General features: G+C 64.7%; 13 protein-coding genes. 8 read left to right on the top strand and 5 right to left on the bottom strand.

From position 1 onward, the window contains the following. Nucleotides 1-2 precede the first annotated feature (2 nt). A complete protein-coding gene (locus GBJ34_RS11865) occupies nucleotides 3-881 on the bottom strand; it encodes a UDP-2,3-diacylglucosamine diphosphatase (RefSeq protein ID WP_226341148.1) in 879 nt (292 codons plus the stop codon). 308 nt (nucleotides 882-1,189) lie between these two features. Between GBJ34_RS11865 and GBJ34_RS11860 the strand changes: the two genes are divergently transcribed. Further along, nucleotides 1,190-1,942 carry a LamB/YcsF family protein gene (locus GBJ34_RS11860; RefSeq protein ID WP_226341147.1) on the top strand — a complete coding sequence of 251 codons (753 nt, stop codon included), beginning with the start codon at nucleotides 1,190-1,192 and terminating at the stop codon, nucleotides 1,940-1,942. A 192-nt stretch (nucleotides 1,943-2,134) separates the two neighbouring features. After that, nucleotides 2,135-3,181, top strand: a complete 1,047-nt coding sequence (locus GBJ34_RS11855; RefSeq protein WP_151719488.1) for a siderophore-interacting protein — start codon at nucleotides 2,135-2,137, stop codon at nucleotides 3,179-3,181. An 18-nt stretch (nucleotides 3,182-3,199) separates the two neighbouring features. Here the strand turns inward: GBJ34_RS11855 and GBJ34_RS11850 are convergent, their stop codons facing one another. From GBJ34_RS11850 to GBJ34_RS11835, 4 genes are all read right to left on the bottom strand, one after another. Continuing rightward, the gene (locus GBJ34_RS11850) at nucleotides 3,200-4,036 is read right to left on the bottom strand and encodes a metal ABC transporter permease (protein WP_151719487.1); all 837 of its coding nucleotides are present in this window, start codon (nucleotides 4,034-4,036) and stop codon (nucleotides 3,200-3,202) included. Further along, complete coding sequence (locus GBJ34_RS11845; protein ID WP_151719486.1) at nucleotides 4,033-4,896, bottom strand: metal ABC transporter permease; 864 nt, start codon at nucleotides 4,894-4,896, stop codon at nucleotides 4,033-4,035. Before GBJ34_RS11845 ends, GBJ34_RS11850 begins: the two co-directional genes overlap by 4 nt. Next, the gene (locus GBJ34_RS11840) at nucleotides 4,893-5,801 is read right to left on the bottom strand and encodes a manganese/iron ABC transporter ATP-binding protein (RefSeq protein WP_151719485.1); all 909 of its coding nucleotides are present in this window, start codon (nucleotides 5,799-5,801) and stop codon (nucleotides 4,893-4,895) included. The genes GBJ34_RS11845 and GBJ34_RS11840 overlap by 4 nt, the downstream gene beginning before the upstream one ends. A gap of 86 nt (nucleotides 5,802-5,887) precedes the next feature. Further along, nucleotides 5,888-6,742 carry a metal ABC transporter substrate-binding protein gene (locus tag GBJ34_RS11835; RefSeq protein ID WP_226341151.1) on the bottom strand — a complete coding sequence of 285 codons (855 nt, stop codon included), beginning with the start codon at nucleotides 6,740-6,742 and terminating at the stop codon, nucleotides 5,888-5,890. Between the two features lie 378 nt (nucleotides 6,743-7,120). Between GBJ34_RS11835 and GBJ34_RS11830 the strand changes: the two genes are divergently transcribed. From GBJ34_RS11830 to GBJ34_RS11805, 6 genes are all read left to right on the top strand, one after another. Then, complete coding sequence (locus GBJ34_RS11830) at nucleotides 7,121-7,708, top strand: TetR/AcrR family transcriptional regulator (protein ID WP_151719483.1); 588 nt, start codon at nucleotides 7,121-7,123, stop codon at nucleotides 7,706-7,708. A gap of 1 nt (nucleotide 7,709) precedes the next feature. Further along, nucleotides 7,710-8,633 carry a DMT family transporter gene (locus GBJ34_RS11825; RefSeq protein WP_151719482.1) on the top strand — a complete coding sequence of 308 codons (924 nt, stop codon included), beginning with the start codon at nucleotides 7,710-7,712 and terminating at the stop codon, nucleotides 8,631-8,633. Between the two features lie 168 nt (nucleotides 8,634-8,801). After that, entirely contained in the window at nucleotides 8,802-9,686 is an 885-nt protein-coding gene (locus GBJ34_RS11820; protein WP_151719481.1) for a sugar phosphate isomerase/epimerase family protein, read from the top strand. A gap of 56 nt (nucleotides 9,687-9,742) precedes the next feature. Next, entirely contained in the window at nucleotides 9,743-10,957 is a 1,215-nt protein-coding gene (locus GBJ34_RS11815) for an ROK family transcriptional regulator (RefSeq protein ID WP_151719480.1), read from the top strand. Nucleotides 10,958-10,973: 16 nt separating this feature from the next. Continuing rightward, on the top strand, nucleotides 10,974-11,957 hold the full coding sequence (locus GBJ34_RS11810) for a tagatose kinase (RefSeq protein WP_151719479.1): 984 nt from the start codon (nucleotides 10,974-10,976) through the stop codon (nucleotides 11,955-11,957). Further along, on the top strand, nucleotides 11,957-13,234 hold the full coding sequence (locus GBJ34_RS11805; protein ID WP_151719478.1) for a D-tagatose-bisphosphate aldolase, class II, non-catalytic subunit: 1,278 nt from the start codon (nucleotides 11,957-11,959) through the stop codon (nucleotides 13,232-13,234). Before GBJ34_RS11810 ends, GBJ34_RS11805 begins: the two co-directional genes overlap by 1 nt. The last annotated feature ends 55 nt before the right edge of the window (nucleotides 13,235-13,289 follow it).

Raw genomic sequence — 13,289 nt, 5'->3', positions numbered from 1 at the left:
GGTCACATCGCCCCCGTTTGCGGCTGAAGCCCGGATGCGAAGCCGGGACGAAGATCGGTGCCTTCGCGGACCTGTGCCTGCGCCTCGGCCCAGGCGACCAGTTTCAGACTGCCATTGAAATCCTCGGTGATGGCCGTGCGGCTATCGACCCAGTCGCCGCAATTGGCATAGACCAGACCATGATCGCCATGCAGCGCCGGGATGTGGAAATGGCCGCAGATCACACCATCAAGGCCCCGTGCCCGGGCAAGGGCGACAAGGCGGCGCTCATATCCCCGGCTGCGATAGATCCAGCCATTGAAGCCCGCGATCAACCGCTCTGCCCAGCTGGCCTGATCTGGGCGGGCCGCGCGGGAACGCCGCCGCAGGCGGCGATCAAGCCGGCGCAGATGTTCGTCAATCCGGCTGCCGATGCGGCGCAGCAGCAGGGATCGCAGCACGCGCACATCCTGACAATCCCCATGGATCACCAGATAGCGGCGGCCATCGGCCCCGACATGTTCGGCATGTGCCAGAGCGGGCACCGGGATGCGCCGCCCCGGCGGGGCGGTGGCGGGATCGGGGTCATGATTGCCACGCAGATAGACCAGTTCTGCCCCCGCCGCGCGCCGCGCCTCCAGATGGTCGATCACCGCCTGCGTCTCTGGCCCCCAATGCGGGATCACCGGGTGCCAGAGGTCAAGAATGTCGCCGACCAGCACATAGTGCTGCGCCTGATTGTGCTGCAGGAAACTGAGGATCAGATCCGCCCGCGCGCCGATGGCACCCAGATGCAGGTCCGACAGGAACAGCGTCCGGTGCTGACGCGGCATGGGCGGATCCACCTCGCCCGAGACATGGCTTGCCCTGGAGAAATGCCCCGGATGCGTAAATGCTGTCATCTGCCGCTTCCCGTCTCAAGATCCGGGCCGGGCCGCCACAGTCTGGCGAAACCGACCACTTTGCGCGCGCAGAAAACCAGAGAATTGTGACAGTCATATTTGCGTGCCCCCGCACGCGGGCATATTTGCGCGCTGCCGCCTGCAGGCATGTTTGCGCGCCGCTGTGCGAGACATGTTCGCGTGATGGCTCAGGCGGGCATGATTGGATGCAGACCGCGCTATTGCCCGGTATGCCCGCCCATCTTGGGCTTTACTTTGCGTGGCCGATCGCGACACCTCAACGTCATGACCTGTTCAGGAGGGGTGGTTTGGATCTGAACTGCGATATGGGCGAAAGCTTCGGCGCGTGGCGCATGGGCGAGGATGCGGCGATGCTGGATATCGTCAGCTCGGCCAATATCGCCTGCGGCTTTCATGCCGGTGACCCGGCGGGGATCCTTGCCACATTGCGGCAGGCGGTGGCACGCGGCATCCGCATTGGGGCGCATCCGGGCTATCCCGATCTGGCCGGATTCGGGCGGAGGGCGATGGATATGGCCTCCCCCGATCTGATCGCCGGGCTGGTCTACCAGATCGGCGCGCTGGAGGCTTTGGCGCGGCTGGCCGGCGGCAGGGTCGCCTATGTGAAACCCCATGGCGCGCTTTACAACACGGCGGCACAGGGCGGCGCGCAAGGCGATGCGGTGATCACGGCCCTGCTGGCACATACGCCCCGGCTGCCGCTGATGATGCTGGCGGGATCGCCCCTGCTGGCACAGGCCCGCGTGGCGGGGCTGCCGGTGATTGCCGAGGCCTTTGCCGATCGCGCCTATCTGCCTGATGGGCAATTGGTGCCGCGCAACCTGCCCGGTGCGGTGCTGCATGACCCCGATCTGATCGCGGCCCGTATGCTGCGCCTTGCGCGTGAAGGGGTGATCGAGGCCCGTGACGGCAGCCTGATCGCGCTTGAGGCGCAATCGATCTGTGTCCATGGTGACAGCCCCGGTGCGGTGGCCATAGCCAGCCGCATCCGCGCGCAGTTCAAGGCTGAGGGCGTGCCGCTTGGCCCTGATCCGGCCTGAAGGTGCGCCGCAACTCGTGATCATACCTCCTTGCGCTTTGCGGTGGCATCCCCTGGTATTCCGGCTAAGATCGCCGCCGACCCGCAGCGCAAGCATGACGCCAAACGCCAAAGGGGCGACCGGCCTTTTGCGTGCTACCCGCCCCGATCCGTTAGCCATTGGACATGTTCGCATCTTGAACAGGCAAATCCGATGGCTCAGATCACCACCCATATCCACCTTCCACCCGAACCGACGCTGGACAGCTTCTGCAAGACCGCCGAAAGCGTCGGCGCAACTGTCCAGCGCAGCAGCGGCGCGGCCACGGTCATCCTCGAATATGGCCGGATCGAGGCACATCTCGACGACGCCAGCCTGCATCTGCATGTCAGCGCCGATACCCCCGAGGCCCTACAGGGTCTGCGCGAGGCAATTGACGCATTGGCCACCGCCGCTGGTTCTGCCCCGCTGATCTGGGAAGGGGCCGCACCGGGTGCCGGAAAGACCCGGCTGATCGACACGAAACTGGTGTCGTCCACCCGCATCTCGCCTTCGTTCCAGCGCGTGCGGCTGGCGGGGGATTTCGACGCTTTCGCCAAGGGCGGGCTGCATTTCCGCCTGTTGCTTGGCCCCGAGGGCGCGCCCTGGCCGACCGCCACCGAACATGGGGTAGACTGGCCCGGCGGGATCGATGCCTGGCACCGCCCGCCCTATACGGTGCGCAGGATCAGCCCGGATGCGGACTGGATCGACTTCGACATTTTCCTGCATGATGGCGGGCGCGTGACAGAATGGTGCGAAGAGGTGCAGCCCGGAGCAAGGGTGATGCTGACTGGCCCCGGCGGGCGCGGCGTGAAGCAGGCGGGCTGGCTTGGCCTGATCGGGGACGAGACGGCGCTGCCGGTGATCCTGCGCGCCATCGAGGCGGCAGCGCCCGAGACGCGCGGCGAGGCGCGTCTGTTGATCACCGACCCTGCCGATGCGCAAGACGTGAGGGCACCTGCCGGGCTTGTGGTGTCATGGGTCCCGCGCAGCAGCGGCAAGGCCCTGGTCGATCTGATGGACGGGCTGACCCTGCCCGGCGAAGACCGCTTCCTGTTCTTTGCCGGGGGCCGCGCCGAGGCCGAGATGGCCCGGCAGAAAGCCACGGCGCTTGGCCTTGCATCTACAGAGGTCCATGCCGCCGCCTATTGGACCGAAGGTATGGTGCCGCCCCTGACGCAGCGCCAGTCGCGCGGGCGCAAGGTGCTCGCGGAATAAGCCCGGCCGGGCGGCGGATTACTCCGCCGCCGCCTCGGCCCGCGCCTGCAAGCGAATGCGGCGCAGGAAGGCCAGCAGGAACATCGCGGTCAGGATGAGCACCACGGTCGGCGCGGGCGCACTATCCAGATAAAAGCTCGCATAGACCCCGCCCAGCATGGCAATCAGGCAGACCGCAACCGCCACAACCAGCATCCGGCCGAAGCGCCGCGTCAGCAGGAAGGCAATCGCCCCCGGCGCAATCAGCAGCCCCACCGCCAAAATCAGCCCGGTCGCCGACATGGTGGCAACGATGGTCAGCGACAGCACGGTCAAAAGCCCATAATGCAGCAGCCCGACGGCCAAACCCGATGTCCGCGCCTGCGCAGGGTCAAAGGCGTGCAGCATCAGGTCCTTCCATTTCAGCAGCAGCGCCAGCGTGACCCCCAGCCCGATCAGGCCCGCCGTCCACAGATCATCCGCCCCCACGCCCAGCATATTGCCGAACAGGATGTGATCGAGATGCGCGTCCGAAGTGATCGAGGTGTAAAGCACGATCCCCAGCCCGAACATGCCGGAGAACACGACGCCCATCACGGTATCCTGTTTCACCCGGCTGTTCTCGGCCAGCCAGCCGGCCATCAGCGCAGTGATCATCCCCGCAATAAACGCGCCAAGGATCAGCGGAAAGCCAAGGATATAGGCCAGCACCACGCCCGGCAGCACCGCATGGCTGACCGCATCGCCCATCAAGGCCCAGCCCTTCAACACCAGAAAGCATGACAGCAGCGCGGTCGGCACCGCGACCATGATGGCAATCAGAAAGGCGTTCTGCATGAAGCCGAACTGGAAGGGCAGCAAAAGCTGGTCGATCATGCCAGATCCCCTTCGCGCAAGGCGGCGCGCGCCTTGGCACGGGCGGCAAGAAGCCCATGTTTCGGGGCGAAGGTGAAGACGGCGAGGAAAATCAGCGTTTGCAGGCAGACGATGATGCCGCCGGTCGCGCCATCCAGAAAGTAGCTGAGATAGGCACCGACAAAGCTGGTCACGGTGCCGATGGCGACCGAAAGCGCAATGAGGCGCGGGAAGCGGTCGCACAGCAGATAGGCGGTCGCCCCCGGTGTCACCACCATGGCAATGACGAGGAAAGCGCCGACCGTCTGCATCGCCGCCACCACGCAGGCCGACAGCAGCACGAAGAACACGCCCTTCAGCACCCCGGGCCGCAACCCGATGGAGCGCGCGTGGTTTTCATCGAAGAACACCACCATCAGATCCTTCCACTTCAGCAGCAGCACCGCCAGAGACACAAAGCCGATGATGGCCAGTTGCAGCGTATCGCCGGGGGTGATGGCAAGGATATTGCCCATGGTGATGGTCTGGACCGAGATCGCCATGGGGTTGATCGAGACCATGAACAGACCCAGCCCGAAGAAGCTGGTGAAGATCAGCCCGATCACCACATCAACCTTCAGCCCCGAGCGATCCGACAGGAACAGCATTGCCGCCGCCGCGAGCCCCCCGGACAGAAAGGCACCAAGCGCGAAGGGCAGGCCCAGCATATAGGCCCCGGCGACACCGGGCACCACGGAATGCGAAAGCGCGTCGCCGATCAGCGACCAGCCCTTGAGCATCAGATAGCTGGACAGAAAGGCACAGACGCCGCCGACAAGGGCCGAAACCCACATCGCATTGGTCATATAGCCGTAAGAGAACGGCTCCAGCAGAACGCTCATGCCGCCCCCTCCCCCCCGCTGTCGCGGGTGCGGGTGCGGCCATCGTAATGGACCAGCGGGCGTTCATCATCGGTCAGGATCGTCACATGGCGCGGATCGTCATCATCATGCAGGGCATCGCCGCCAAGGGTGAAATGGCGCAGCACACCGCCAAAGGCCGCCTCAAGATTGTCGCGGGTGAAGGTGGTTTCGGTTGGGCCGAAGCCCAGAACCGTGCCCTTGACCAGCACCACCCGGTCGCAGAACTCCGGCACCGAGCCAAGGTTGTGGGTGGAGACCAGCATCACCCGCCCCTCGTCGCGCAACTCGCGCAGCAGGGCGATGATCTGTTCCTCGGTCTTTACATCGACGCCGGTGAAAGGCTCGTCCAGCAGGATCACCCGCCCGTCCTGTGCAAGCGCGCGCGCCAGAAAGACCCGCTTTTTCTGACCACCTGACAGTTCACCGATCTGGCGATGGCGGTAATCCTGCATATTCACGCGGGCCAGTGCCCTATCCACGGCCGCATGATCGGTGGGCGCGGGGCGGCGCAGGAAACCCATATGACCATAGCGCCCCATCATCACCACGTCTTCCACCAGCACCGGGAAGGACCAGTCGACCTCCTCGGCCTGCGGGACATAGGCGACAAGGTTCTGCTTCAACGCCTCGCGCACGGTCAGGCCCAGCAGGCGGATCTCGCCCCGGGCGACCGGCACAAAACCCATGATCGCCTTGAACAAGGTGGATTTCCCCGCGCCGTTCACGCCGACCAGTGCGGTCACCGTGCCCTTGGGGATCTGGAAACTGGCATTGCGCAGCGCGGTCATGCCATTGCGATAGGTGACCGTCACATCGCGGGCCATGATGCCGCCTGCGGGATCGCCCTTGCCGATCTCCGGCAAACTCGGTTCACTGGTCGTCATGATCTTCGCTTTCTGCCGGAACGGGACGGCCCCCATGCTGGTGCCCCCACCCCGGGCGGGTGGGGGCCTCAGGTCTTGCAAGCGGCTTATTCGGTCTTACCGGTCAGCCCGCGCACCACAGTTTCCGAGGTGACGCGCAGCAGATCCAGATAAGAGGGCACCGGGCCACCCGGCTCGGACAGGCTGTCGACATACAGCACGCCACCATAGGCCGCCCCGGTTTCGCGCGCCACCTGTTCAGCGGGGGCCGTGTTCACCGTGCTTTCACAGAACACCACCGGAATACTGTTCTCGCGCACGCCATCGATCACCGCGCGCACCTGTTTCGGCGTGCCCATCTGATCGGCGTTCATCGGCCAGAGATACAGCTCTTTCAGGCCGAAATCACGGGCAAGGTAGGAAAACGCGCCTTCACAGGTCACCAGCCAACGCTCCGCTTCGGGGATCTGCGCGATTTCGGCGCGCAAAGGCTCCAGCGTGGCGCGCAACTGATCCTTGTAAGCGGCCGCATTGGCGGCATAGGTCGCGGCATTGGCCGGGTCCTGCGCCGCAAAGGCCCGTTCGATATTGTCGATATAGATCAAGGCATTGTCGAGAGCCATCCAGGCATGTGGATTGGGCTTGCCCTGATAGCTGCCGGAGGCGATGGAGATCGGCTCGATCCCGTCCGTCAGCGTGGCCGCGGGCACATCGCGCAGATTGCCAAGGAATTGCTGGAACCACAGTTCCAGATTCATGCCGTTCCACAGGATCAGGTCGGCATCCTGCGCGCGAACAATGTCTTGCGGGGTCGGCTCATAGCCATGGATCTCTGCCCCCGGCTTGGTGATGGAGACGACATCGGCCGCATCCCCCGCCACATGCGCCGCCATATCGGCCAGAACGGTGAAGGTGGTCACCACCTTCATGCGGTCTTCCTGCGCATCCGCCGCCCCGGCCATCAGTGCCAGCCCCGCGACGGCCCCCAGAATGCGCGTGTTCCGTGCCGACATGGGCTGCTTCCTCCGGTTTCCGCTCTCAGATGCGATTCACTTGCAATAAGGGATAACAGCCCGCTACAGGAACGCAAGTGCGAATAATTCGCAACTACAGAAAAGCTTCCTTTCCACCTCTAGCCAGCACTTCAGGCCAGCACAGTGGCGGCAGGCCGGCCGCGATCACGCGGGGCCGTGGTGTCCCCCGGTCCTTGAACCAGATCAATGCGCCATGGCCAGACACCCCGATCTGGGTCGCCCGGAAGGGCGACCCGTCATAGCCAGATGCATCTTGCGGGATGGGCGCGCCATAGGTATACCGATCTACCTATATCTGGAGCCATCATGCCCATACCCGCGCAACCGAAAGACAGCGCACGCGACCGGCTTTTGCGCGCGGCAGCGGCATTGTTCTATGACCATGGCATCAACGGCACCGGCATCGATGCCGTGATCGAGCGCGCCGGGGTGGCGCGCAAAAGCCTTTACAACAATTTCAGCTCCAAGGCCGATCTGATCGCGCAATATATCGAGGCGCGCCACGCCGAATGGCTTGCCCTCTATGCCACAAGACGAGATCAGGCCAAGGGGCCGAAACAGGGCATCCTTGCGGTGTTTGACGCCTATCAGGATCACGCCGAAGCAGCCTATGAACATGGCTTTCGCGGCTGCGGCCTGCTGAATGCAGCAGCCGAGCTGGAGGTAGGCACCGAAGGCCGCGCCGCCGTGCGCCGCCACAAGGAAGAGGTCGAGGCCATCGTCACTGCCCATCTGGCGGCGCTGATCGCCGATGACCCCGCGCGCCTTGCCCAGATGGCCGCGCATCTGACCTTTCTCTTGGAAGGGGCCATGGTGCGCGCGGGATTGGAAGGTGACAGCACCCGCCTGGAAGCTGCGCGCAAAATCGTCACCGATATGCTGGATCCGCTTTGACATGACCGCTCAGAACCAGACGGCCGGTATTCTGGCCATTCTCTTTGCCTCGGTGGTCTGGGGCACCACGGGCACCGCAGCAACATTCGCACCCGATGTCAGCGCCGCCGCCATTGGTGCGGCGGCCATGGGAGTTGGCGGGCTGTTGCAGGCATTGCTGGCGGCGCGCCGCATTGCCGGGGCCACCGCACAGCTTTGGCAGCAGAAAGGCTTGCTCTTGCTGGGCGGGGTATCGGTCATGATCTATCCGCTGGCCTTTTACGGATCGATGCGGATGGCCGGTGTCACCATTGGCACCGTCATCACCATCGGCTCGGCACCGCTTTTATCGGCGTTGATCGAGTATCTGGCCGACCGCACTGGCCTTAGCGGGCGCTGGATGGCAGGGGCCGCAATGGGGCTGACCGGCATGGCGCTGATCTGCATCGCAGAAGGCGCGGGGCATCAGGGCGGCGGCGACACGCTGACCGTGATGATCGGCGTGGGGCTTGGCCTGCTGGGCGGGCTGACCTATGCGGTGTATTCCTGGACCGCGCGGGGCATGATGCTGCGCGGCACACCATCAGGCGTGGCGATGGGGGCAACCTTCGGACTTGGTGGCCTGCTGCTGATGCCGGTGCTGGTGATGAGCGGCGGGCCGCTTCTGGCCTCCTGGGGCAATGCGGCGGTCGGCATCTATATGGCCGTGGTGCCGATGTTTCTGGGCTACATCTGCTTTGGCTATGGTCTGGCGCGGGTGCCGGTCAGCATGGCGACCACACTGACCCTGCTGGAGCCGGTGGTTGCCGCCGTCTTTGCTGTGCTGATCGTGGGCGAACGCCTGCCCATTCTCGGCTGGGTGGGGGTGGTGCTTGTCACACTCTGCCTCGTCGTGATCACCCTGCCCCTCCATTTGTTGCCCCGTCGCCGCCGGGCAGTCGCATAAGAACCAGTCCCAACGAGAGATGCCGCAGATTGATCCGGCGGCCCCCCCGGCCACCGCAGCCCCCCTTGCGGCGCGATTGATCTTGCGTTGAATTGATTTGTTGCTTGTCACAACTTTATTAGACACAATACATAAGATCGAATCCATTCAAGGGGGGGGGGGGGGAACATGCGCAGACTTGGCATCCATTCATTCGTCTGGACCGGCGGGCAGACCCAGGAAGGCCTGGAGATGGCGCTGGAAAAGACCGCCGAACACGGCTACCGCACCATCGAATTCGCCTATCTGCGCCCCGAACTGTTCGACCTGGACCGCCTATCGGCCAAGGTGCGCAGCCTTGACGTGGAAATCGGCGTGACCATGGGCCTCGGCCTGCAAAACGACGTGTCCTCGACCGACAAGGACATCGTGGCGCGCGGCAAGCAGACGCTGGCCGATGCAATCAAGGCCGTGCGTGATATCGGCGGCAACAAGCTTGGCGGCATCCTGTATTCCGCCCATACCAAGTACGGCACACTGCCCTCGGTCGATGGTTGGAAAAACTCGGTCGAGGCGATTGCCGAGGCGGGCGAGATCGCCAGGGCCGCAGGCGTCGATCTGGTGCTGGAGGTGGTGAACCGCTTTGAAAGCAACCTGCTGAACACCACCGCGCAGGGGCTGAAATTCATCGCCGATACCGGCTCGGATCATGTCCGCCTGCACCTTGATACCTTCCACATGAACATCGAAGAGGCCGATCCGGCCGCAGCGATCCGCCTGGCGGGCGACAAGATCGGCTATTTCCATATCGGGGAAAGCAATCGCGGCTATCTGGGGGATGGCGTGATCAATTTCGACCGCACCTTCGATGCGCTGGTCGAGATCGATTACAGCCGCGATGTGGTATTCGAAAGCTTCTCCACCGCTGTGGTGGATGAGGGGCTTTCGCTGGTCTGCGGCATCTGGCGGGACACCTGGACCGAAAACGACCCGCTTGCAGCCCATGCGAAGCAGTTTATCGAATTGAAATATGCCGAGGCCAAGCGTCGACGCCAGACCAACCGCACCGCCTGACGACACCGCACAGACGGGGGTGTCACGCCCCCACCTGCTGCCGACGGATTGGATATATGGACGATATCGCGCCCCTTCCCGCCTCGCCGCACCGGATCCGGTTCAGCAATGCTGTGACGGTGCTGGATCTGTTGTTTCGTGAGCGACGGCTGAGCAAGGCGCAACTGGCGCGGCGGATGCAGTTGAACCGCTCATCCCTCGGCGATATCGCCGCCGAACTGCAGGCCGCGGGTCTGTTGCGCGAGGTCGAGGCGGTCGACAGTCTTGGCGATGACGGCAAGCGCCTGCGCGCGGGCCGCCCCGGCATCCAGCTTGAACTCGTGCCCGATGCCACCTGCTTTCTGGGGGCCGAGATCGGGGTGGAGCATATCACCACGACCATGATCGATCTGGCCGCCGATGTGGTTTGCAGCCGCCGGACCGAGTTTGACGGCCCGGCAACGCCGGTGGAGGCGGCAGTCGAACGGGCCGTTCGGCAAGCCCTGTCGGATGTCGCGCCCGAAGATCTGGCACGTTGCGGGGGCTTTGGCCTTTCTGCGCCAGCGCAGATCGACAATGCGGGCCGCCTGCTGATCGCGCCGCTGCTGGGCTGGGGTCAGGTGTCGCTCGCCGATCTGGCGCAGCCGCACCTTCCCGCCGATCTTCCGATTGCGGTGGAAAACGACGCCAATGCCTTTGCCTTTGGTGAGGGCTACAAGGCGGGGGCCTCACGCTCCGGCGTCACGGTGTTTCTGCTGATGGAAAGCGGGGTCGGCGGCGGCATCGTCATCGACGGCAAGCTGTTCCGGGGCGGCCATGGCCTTGCGGGCGAGATCGGCCATATGCTGCTGCCCGGCACGAATGGCCGCGCGGTGGAACGCGAGATCGGCCGCGACACCCTGCTGGCCCGCTATCGTGCCCGGCCCGGCAATGCGGCAGGCAGCCTCTCCGATCTGTTGCGCGACCTGGCCGACCACGCCCCCCATGCAATGACTGTCGCCGATGAATGGGGCCGTAGCCTTGCCAGCCTATTGACGCAGGTCGCGCGCGTTCTGGACCCGAACCGCATCGTGCTGGGGGGATCGGTCGCCGCACTTTACCCGCTGATCGCGGCGCGGATCGACCGCTTCTTGGCCGAGGCCCAGGCCCCGCAATTCCCGCGCCCCAGTATCGAGCTGGACCCGAACCAGTCCGGTGGGGCGGCTTATGGCGCGGCCTGCATGTTGCATCGCCGCTTTCTTTCGCTTGAAAACCAGCGCCTTAACAAAGGCCCGGCTGACCCTCAACCCTGAATTCAGGCCCCATCCCATGTCCGAAACACCTATCCTTGCCCCCGATGCCAATGGCCCGACGATCTGCATCGGCGAGATCCTTGTGGAGATCATGGCCACCACTATCGGCAATGGCTTTCTTGAGGCCCAGCCGCTGACCGGCCCTTTCCCCAGCGGTGCCCCCGCGATATTCATCGACCAATGCGGGCGCTTCGGCGGGCAGGCCGCGATGGTCGGCGGCGTGGGTGATGATGACTTCGGGCGGGTGAACACCGACCGGCTGCGCGCCGATGGCGTCGATATCACCGGCATCCATATCGATCCGGTCTATCCGACCGGCAGCGCCTTCGTGCGCTACCGCGCCGATGGCAATCGCGATTTTATCTATAATGCCGGCACTTCGGCCGCCGCGCGCATCGAATGGAATGATGCGGTCGAGGCAGTGGTGGAGCGCGCGGGCCATATCCATATCATGGGTCTGGCGCTGTCGATGCCGAAGGTGTCGGAAATGATCGAACGCGCGGCGCTGCGGATCAAGGAAAAGGGCGGTACCCTGTCGCTTGACCCCAATCTGCGCAAGGAAATCCGCTACAGTGACGAGACCGAGGCGCGCTTTGCCCGGCTGGTCGAACTGTCCGACCTGCTGCTGCCCTCGGGCGATGAGGTGGAACGCGCGGCAGGCATCACCGGCCATGAGGCCGCGATTGCCCGCCTGTTCGCGCGCGGCGTGAAAGAGATCGCCTTCAAGGAGGGCGCGCGCGGCGCGACCGTTTTCACCCGCGATGGCGCATCGGTCCATCACCCGGCCTTTCAGGTGACCGAGGTGGATCCGACCGGGGCGGGCGATTGCTTTGGCGCGGCCTATCTGACTGCGCGCCGTCTTGGCCTTGGGATCGAGGCCGCCTTGGCCTATGGCTGCGCCGCAGGCGCGCGCAATGTAACGCGGCTTGGCCCGATGGAGGGGGCGGGCACGCGGGCGGAGCTTGACCGTTTCATGATCGAAACCCCGAAGGTCGCGTGATGGGGCGCGTGCTGCTGGATCTGGTCCGCGACTATCACGCGGGCCGCACATGGGGCATCACCTCGGTCTGTTCGGCGCATCCGCTTGTGCTGCGCGCAGCCCTTCGCCGTGGCGCAGCCAGCGGCGATCCGGTGCTGATCGAGGCAACCTGCAATCAGGTGAACCATCAGGGCGGCTATACCGGAATGCAGCCCGCCGATTTCGTCCGTATGGTCGCGGATATCGCCTTGCAAGAGGGCTGCCCGATGGATCAGGTGATCCTTGGTGGCGATCATCTTGGTCCCAATCCCTGGCGCCATCTGCCCGCCGAACAGGCGATGGAAGAGGCCTGCAAGATGATGCAGGCCTTCGTCGCGGCCGGTTTCCGCAAGATCCATCTCGATGCCTCGATGGGCTGCGCGGGCGAACCCGAGGCGCTGGATGACACCACCACCGCGCATCGCGCGGCCCGTCTGGCGCAGGTCGCCGAAGACGCCGCCCGCGCAGGTAGCGGCGATATGCCGGTCTATATCATCGGCACGGAGGTGCCGCCGCCCGGTGGTGCCGATCATGCCCTGACCGTGATCGAGCCGACCGCTGCATCGGCGGCCCGTCAGACCATCGCCGTGCATCGCCGCATCTTCAGCGATGCGGGGCTGGCCGCGATGCTGGACCGCGCCATCGGTGTCGTGGTGCAGCCCGGCGTCGAGTTCGGCAATCACAATGTCATCACCTATGCCCCCGAACGCGCCCGCGATCTGGTCGCGGTGCTGGCCGATGAGCCCGGCCTGATCTTCGAGGCCCATTCGACCGATTATCAGGGCACGCCGCCCTTGGCCGCATTGGTGCTGGACGGTTTTGCCATTCTCAAGGTCGGGCCAGAGCTGACCTTCGTGCTGCGCGAGGCGCTTTATGCGCTGGATCTCATCGCCTCCGATCTGGTGCCGGGCTATGGCCAGCGCCCGCTCTGGCAGGCGATGGAGGATCTGATGCTGGCAGAGCCGGGCCATTGGCTGCGCCACTATCCGGGCGATACCGCGGCGCAGCGCCTGCTGCGGCATTATTCGCTATCGGATCGGATCCGCTATTACTGGACCCATCCGCAAGCCGAGACGGCGGTGGCCAATCTTCTGACCGCGCTGCGCGGCAAGACCTTGCCCTTGCCGCTGATCTGGCAGCACCTGCCGGGGGCCGAAGACTTTGCCGATCAACCGCTGGAGCCGGAGGCGCTGCTGATCTGGCGCGTCACCTGTCGCCTTGAAAGCTATGCGGCGGCCTGCAAACCCTTCCAGCCGTAAGCCACGCATAAAACAAAGGCAGGGGTCTCCCCGCCCCTGCCTTCGCTTGACCGGC

Source organism: Gemmobacter serpentinus (assembly GCF_008973825.1).
GTDB lineage: Bacteria > Pseudomonadota > Alphaproteobacteria > Rhodobacterales > Rhodobacteraceae > Gemmobacter > Gemmobacter serpentinus.
This window is presented reverse-complemented; position numbering and strand designations above follow the sequence as displayed.

What these genes read in the sequence shown, in the direction of transcription:
- GBJ34_RS11855 (WP_151719488.1), top strand. Translation starts at nt 2,135, where the DNA reads ATGGCTCAGATCACCACCCATATCCACCTTCCACCCGAACCGACGCTG.
- GBJ34_RS11815 (WP_151719480.1), top strand. Translation starts at nt 9,743, where the DNA reads ATGGACGATATCGCGCCCCTTCCCGCCTCGCCGCACCGGATCCGGTTC.
- GBJ34_RS11835 (WP_226341151.1), bottom strand. Translation starts at nt 6,742, where the DNA reads ATGGCCGGGGCGGCGGATGCGCAGGAAGACCGCATGAAGGTGGTGACC.
- GBJ34_RS11850 (WP_151719487.1), bottom strand. Translation starts at nt 4,036, where the DNA reads ATGATCGACCAGCTTTTGCTGCCCTTCCAGTTCGGCTTCATGCAGAAC.
- GBJ34_RS11805 (WP_151719478.1), top strand. Translation starts at nt 11,957, where the DNA reads ATGGGGCGCGTGCTGCTGGATCTGGTCCGCGACTATCACGCGGGCCGC.
- GBJ34_RS11865 (WP_226341148.1), bottom strand. Translation starts at nt 881, where the DNA reads ATGACAGCATTTACGCATCCGGGGCATTTCTCCAGGGCAAGCCATGTC.
- GBJ34_RS11840 (WP_151719485.1), bottom strand. Translation starts at nt 5,801, where the DNA reads ATGACGACCAGTGAACCGAGTTTGCCGGAGATCGGCAAGGGCGATCCC.
- GBJ34_RS11830 (WP_151719483.1), top strand. Translation starts at nt 7,121, where the DNA reads ATGCCCATACCCGCGCAACCGAAAGACAGCGCACGCGACCGGCTTTTG.
- GBJ34_RS11820 (WP_151719481.1), top strand. Translation starts at nt 8,802, where the DNA reads ATGCGCAGACTTGGCATCCATTCATTCGTCTGGACCGGCGGGCAGACC.
- GBJ34_RS11825 (WP_151719482.1), top strand. Translation starts at nt 7,710, where the DNA reads ATGACCGCTCAGAACCAGACGGCCGGTATTCTGGCCATTCTCTTTGCC.
- GBJ34_RS11810 (WP_151719479.1), top strand. Translation starts at nt 10,974, where the DNA reads ATGTCCGAAACACCTATCCTTGCCCCCGATGCCAATGGCCCGACGATC.
- GBJ34_RS11845 (WP_151719486.1), bottom strand. Translation starts at nt 4,896, where the DNA reads ATGAGCGTTCTGCTGGAGCCGTTCTCTTACGGCTATATGACCAATGCG.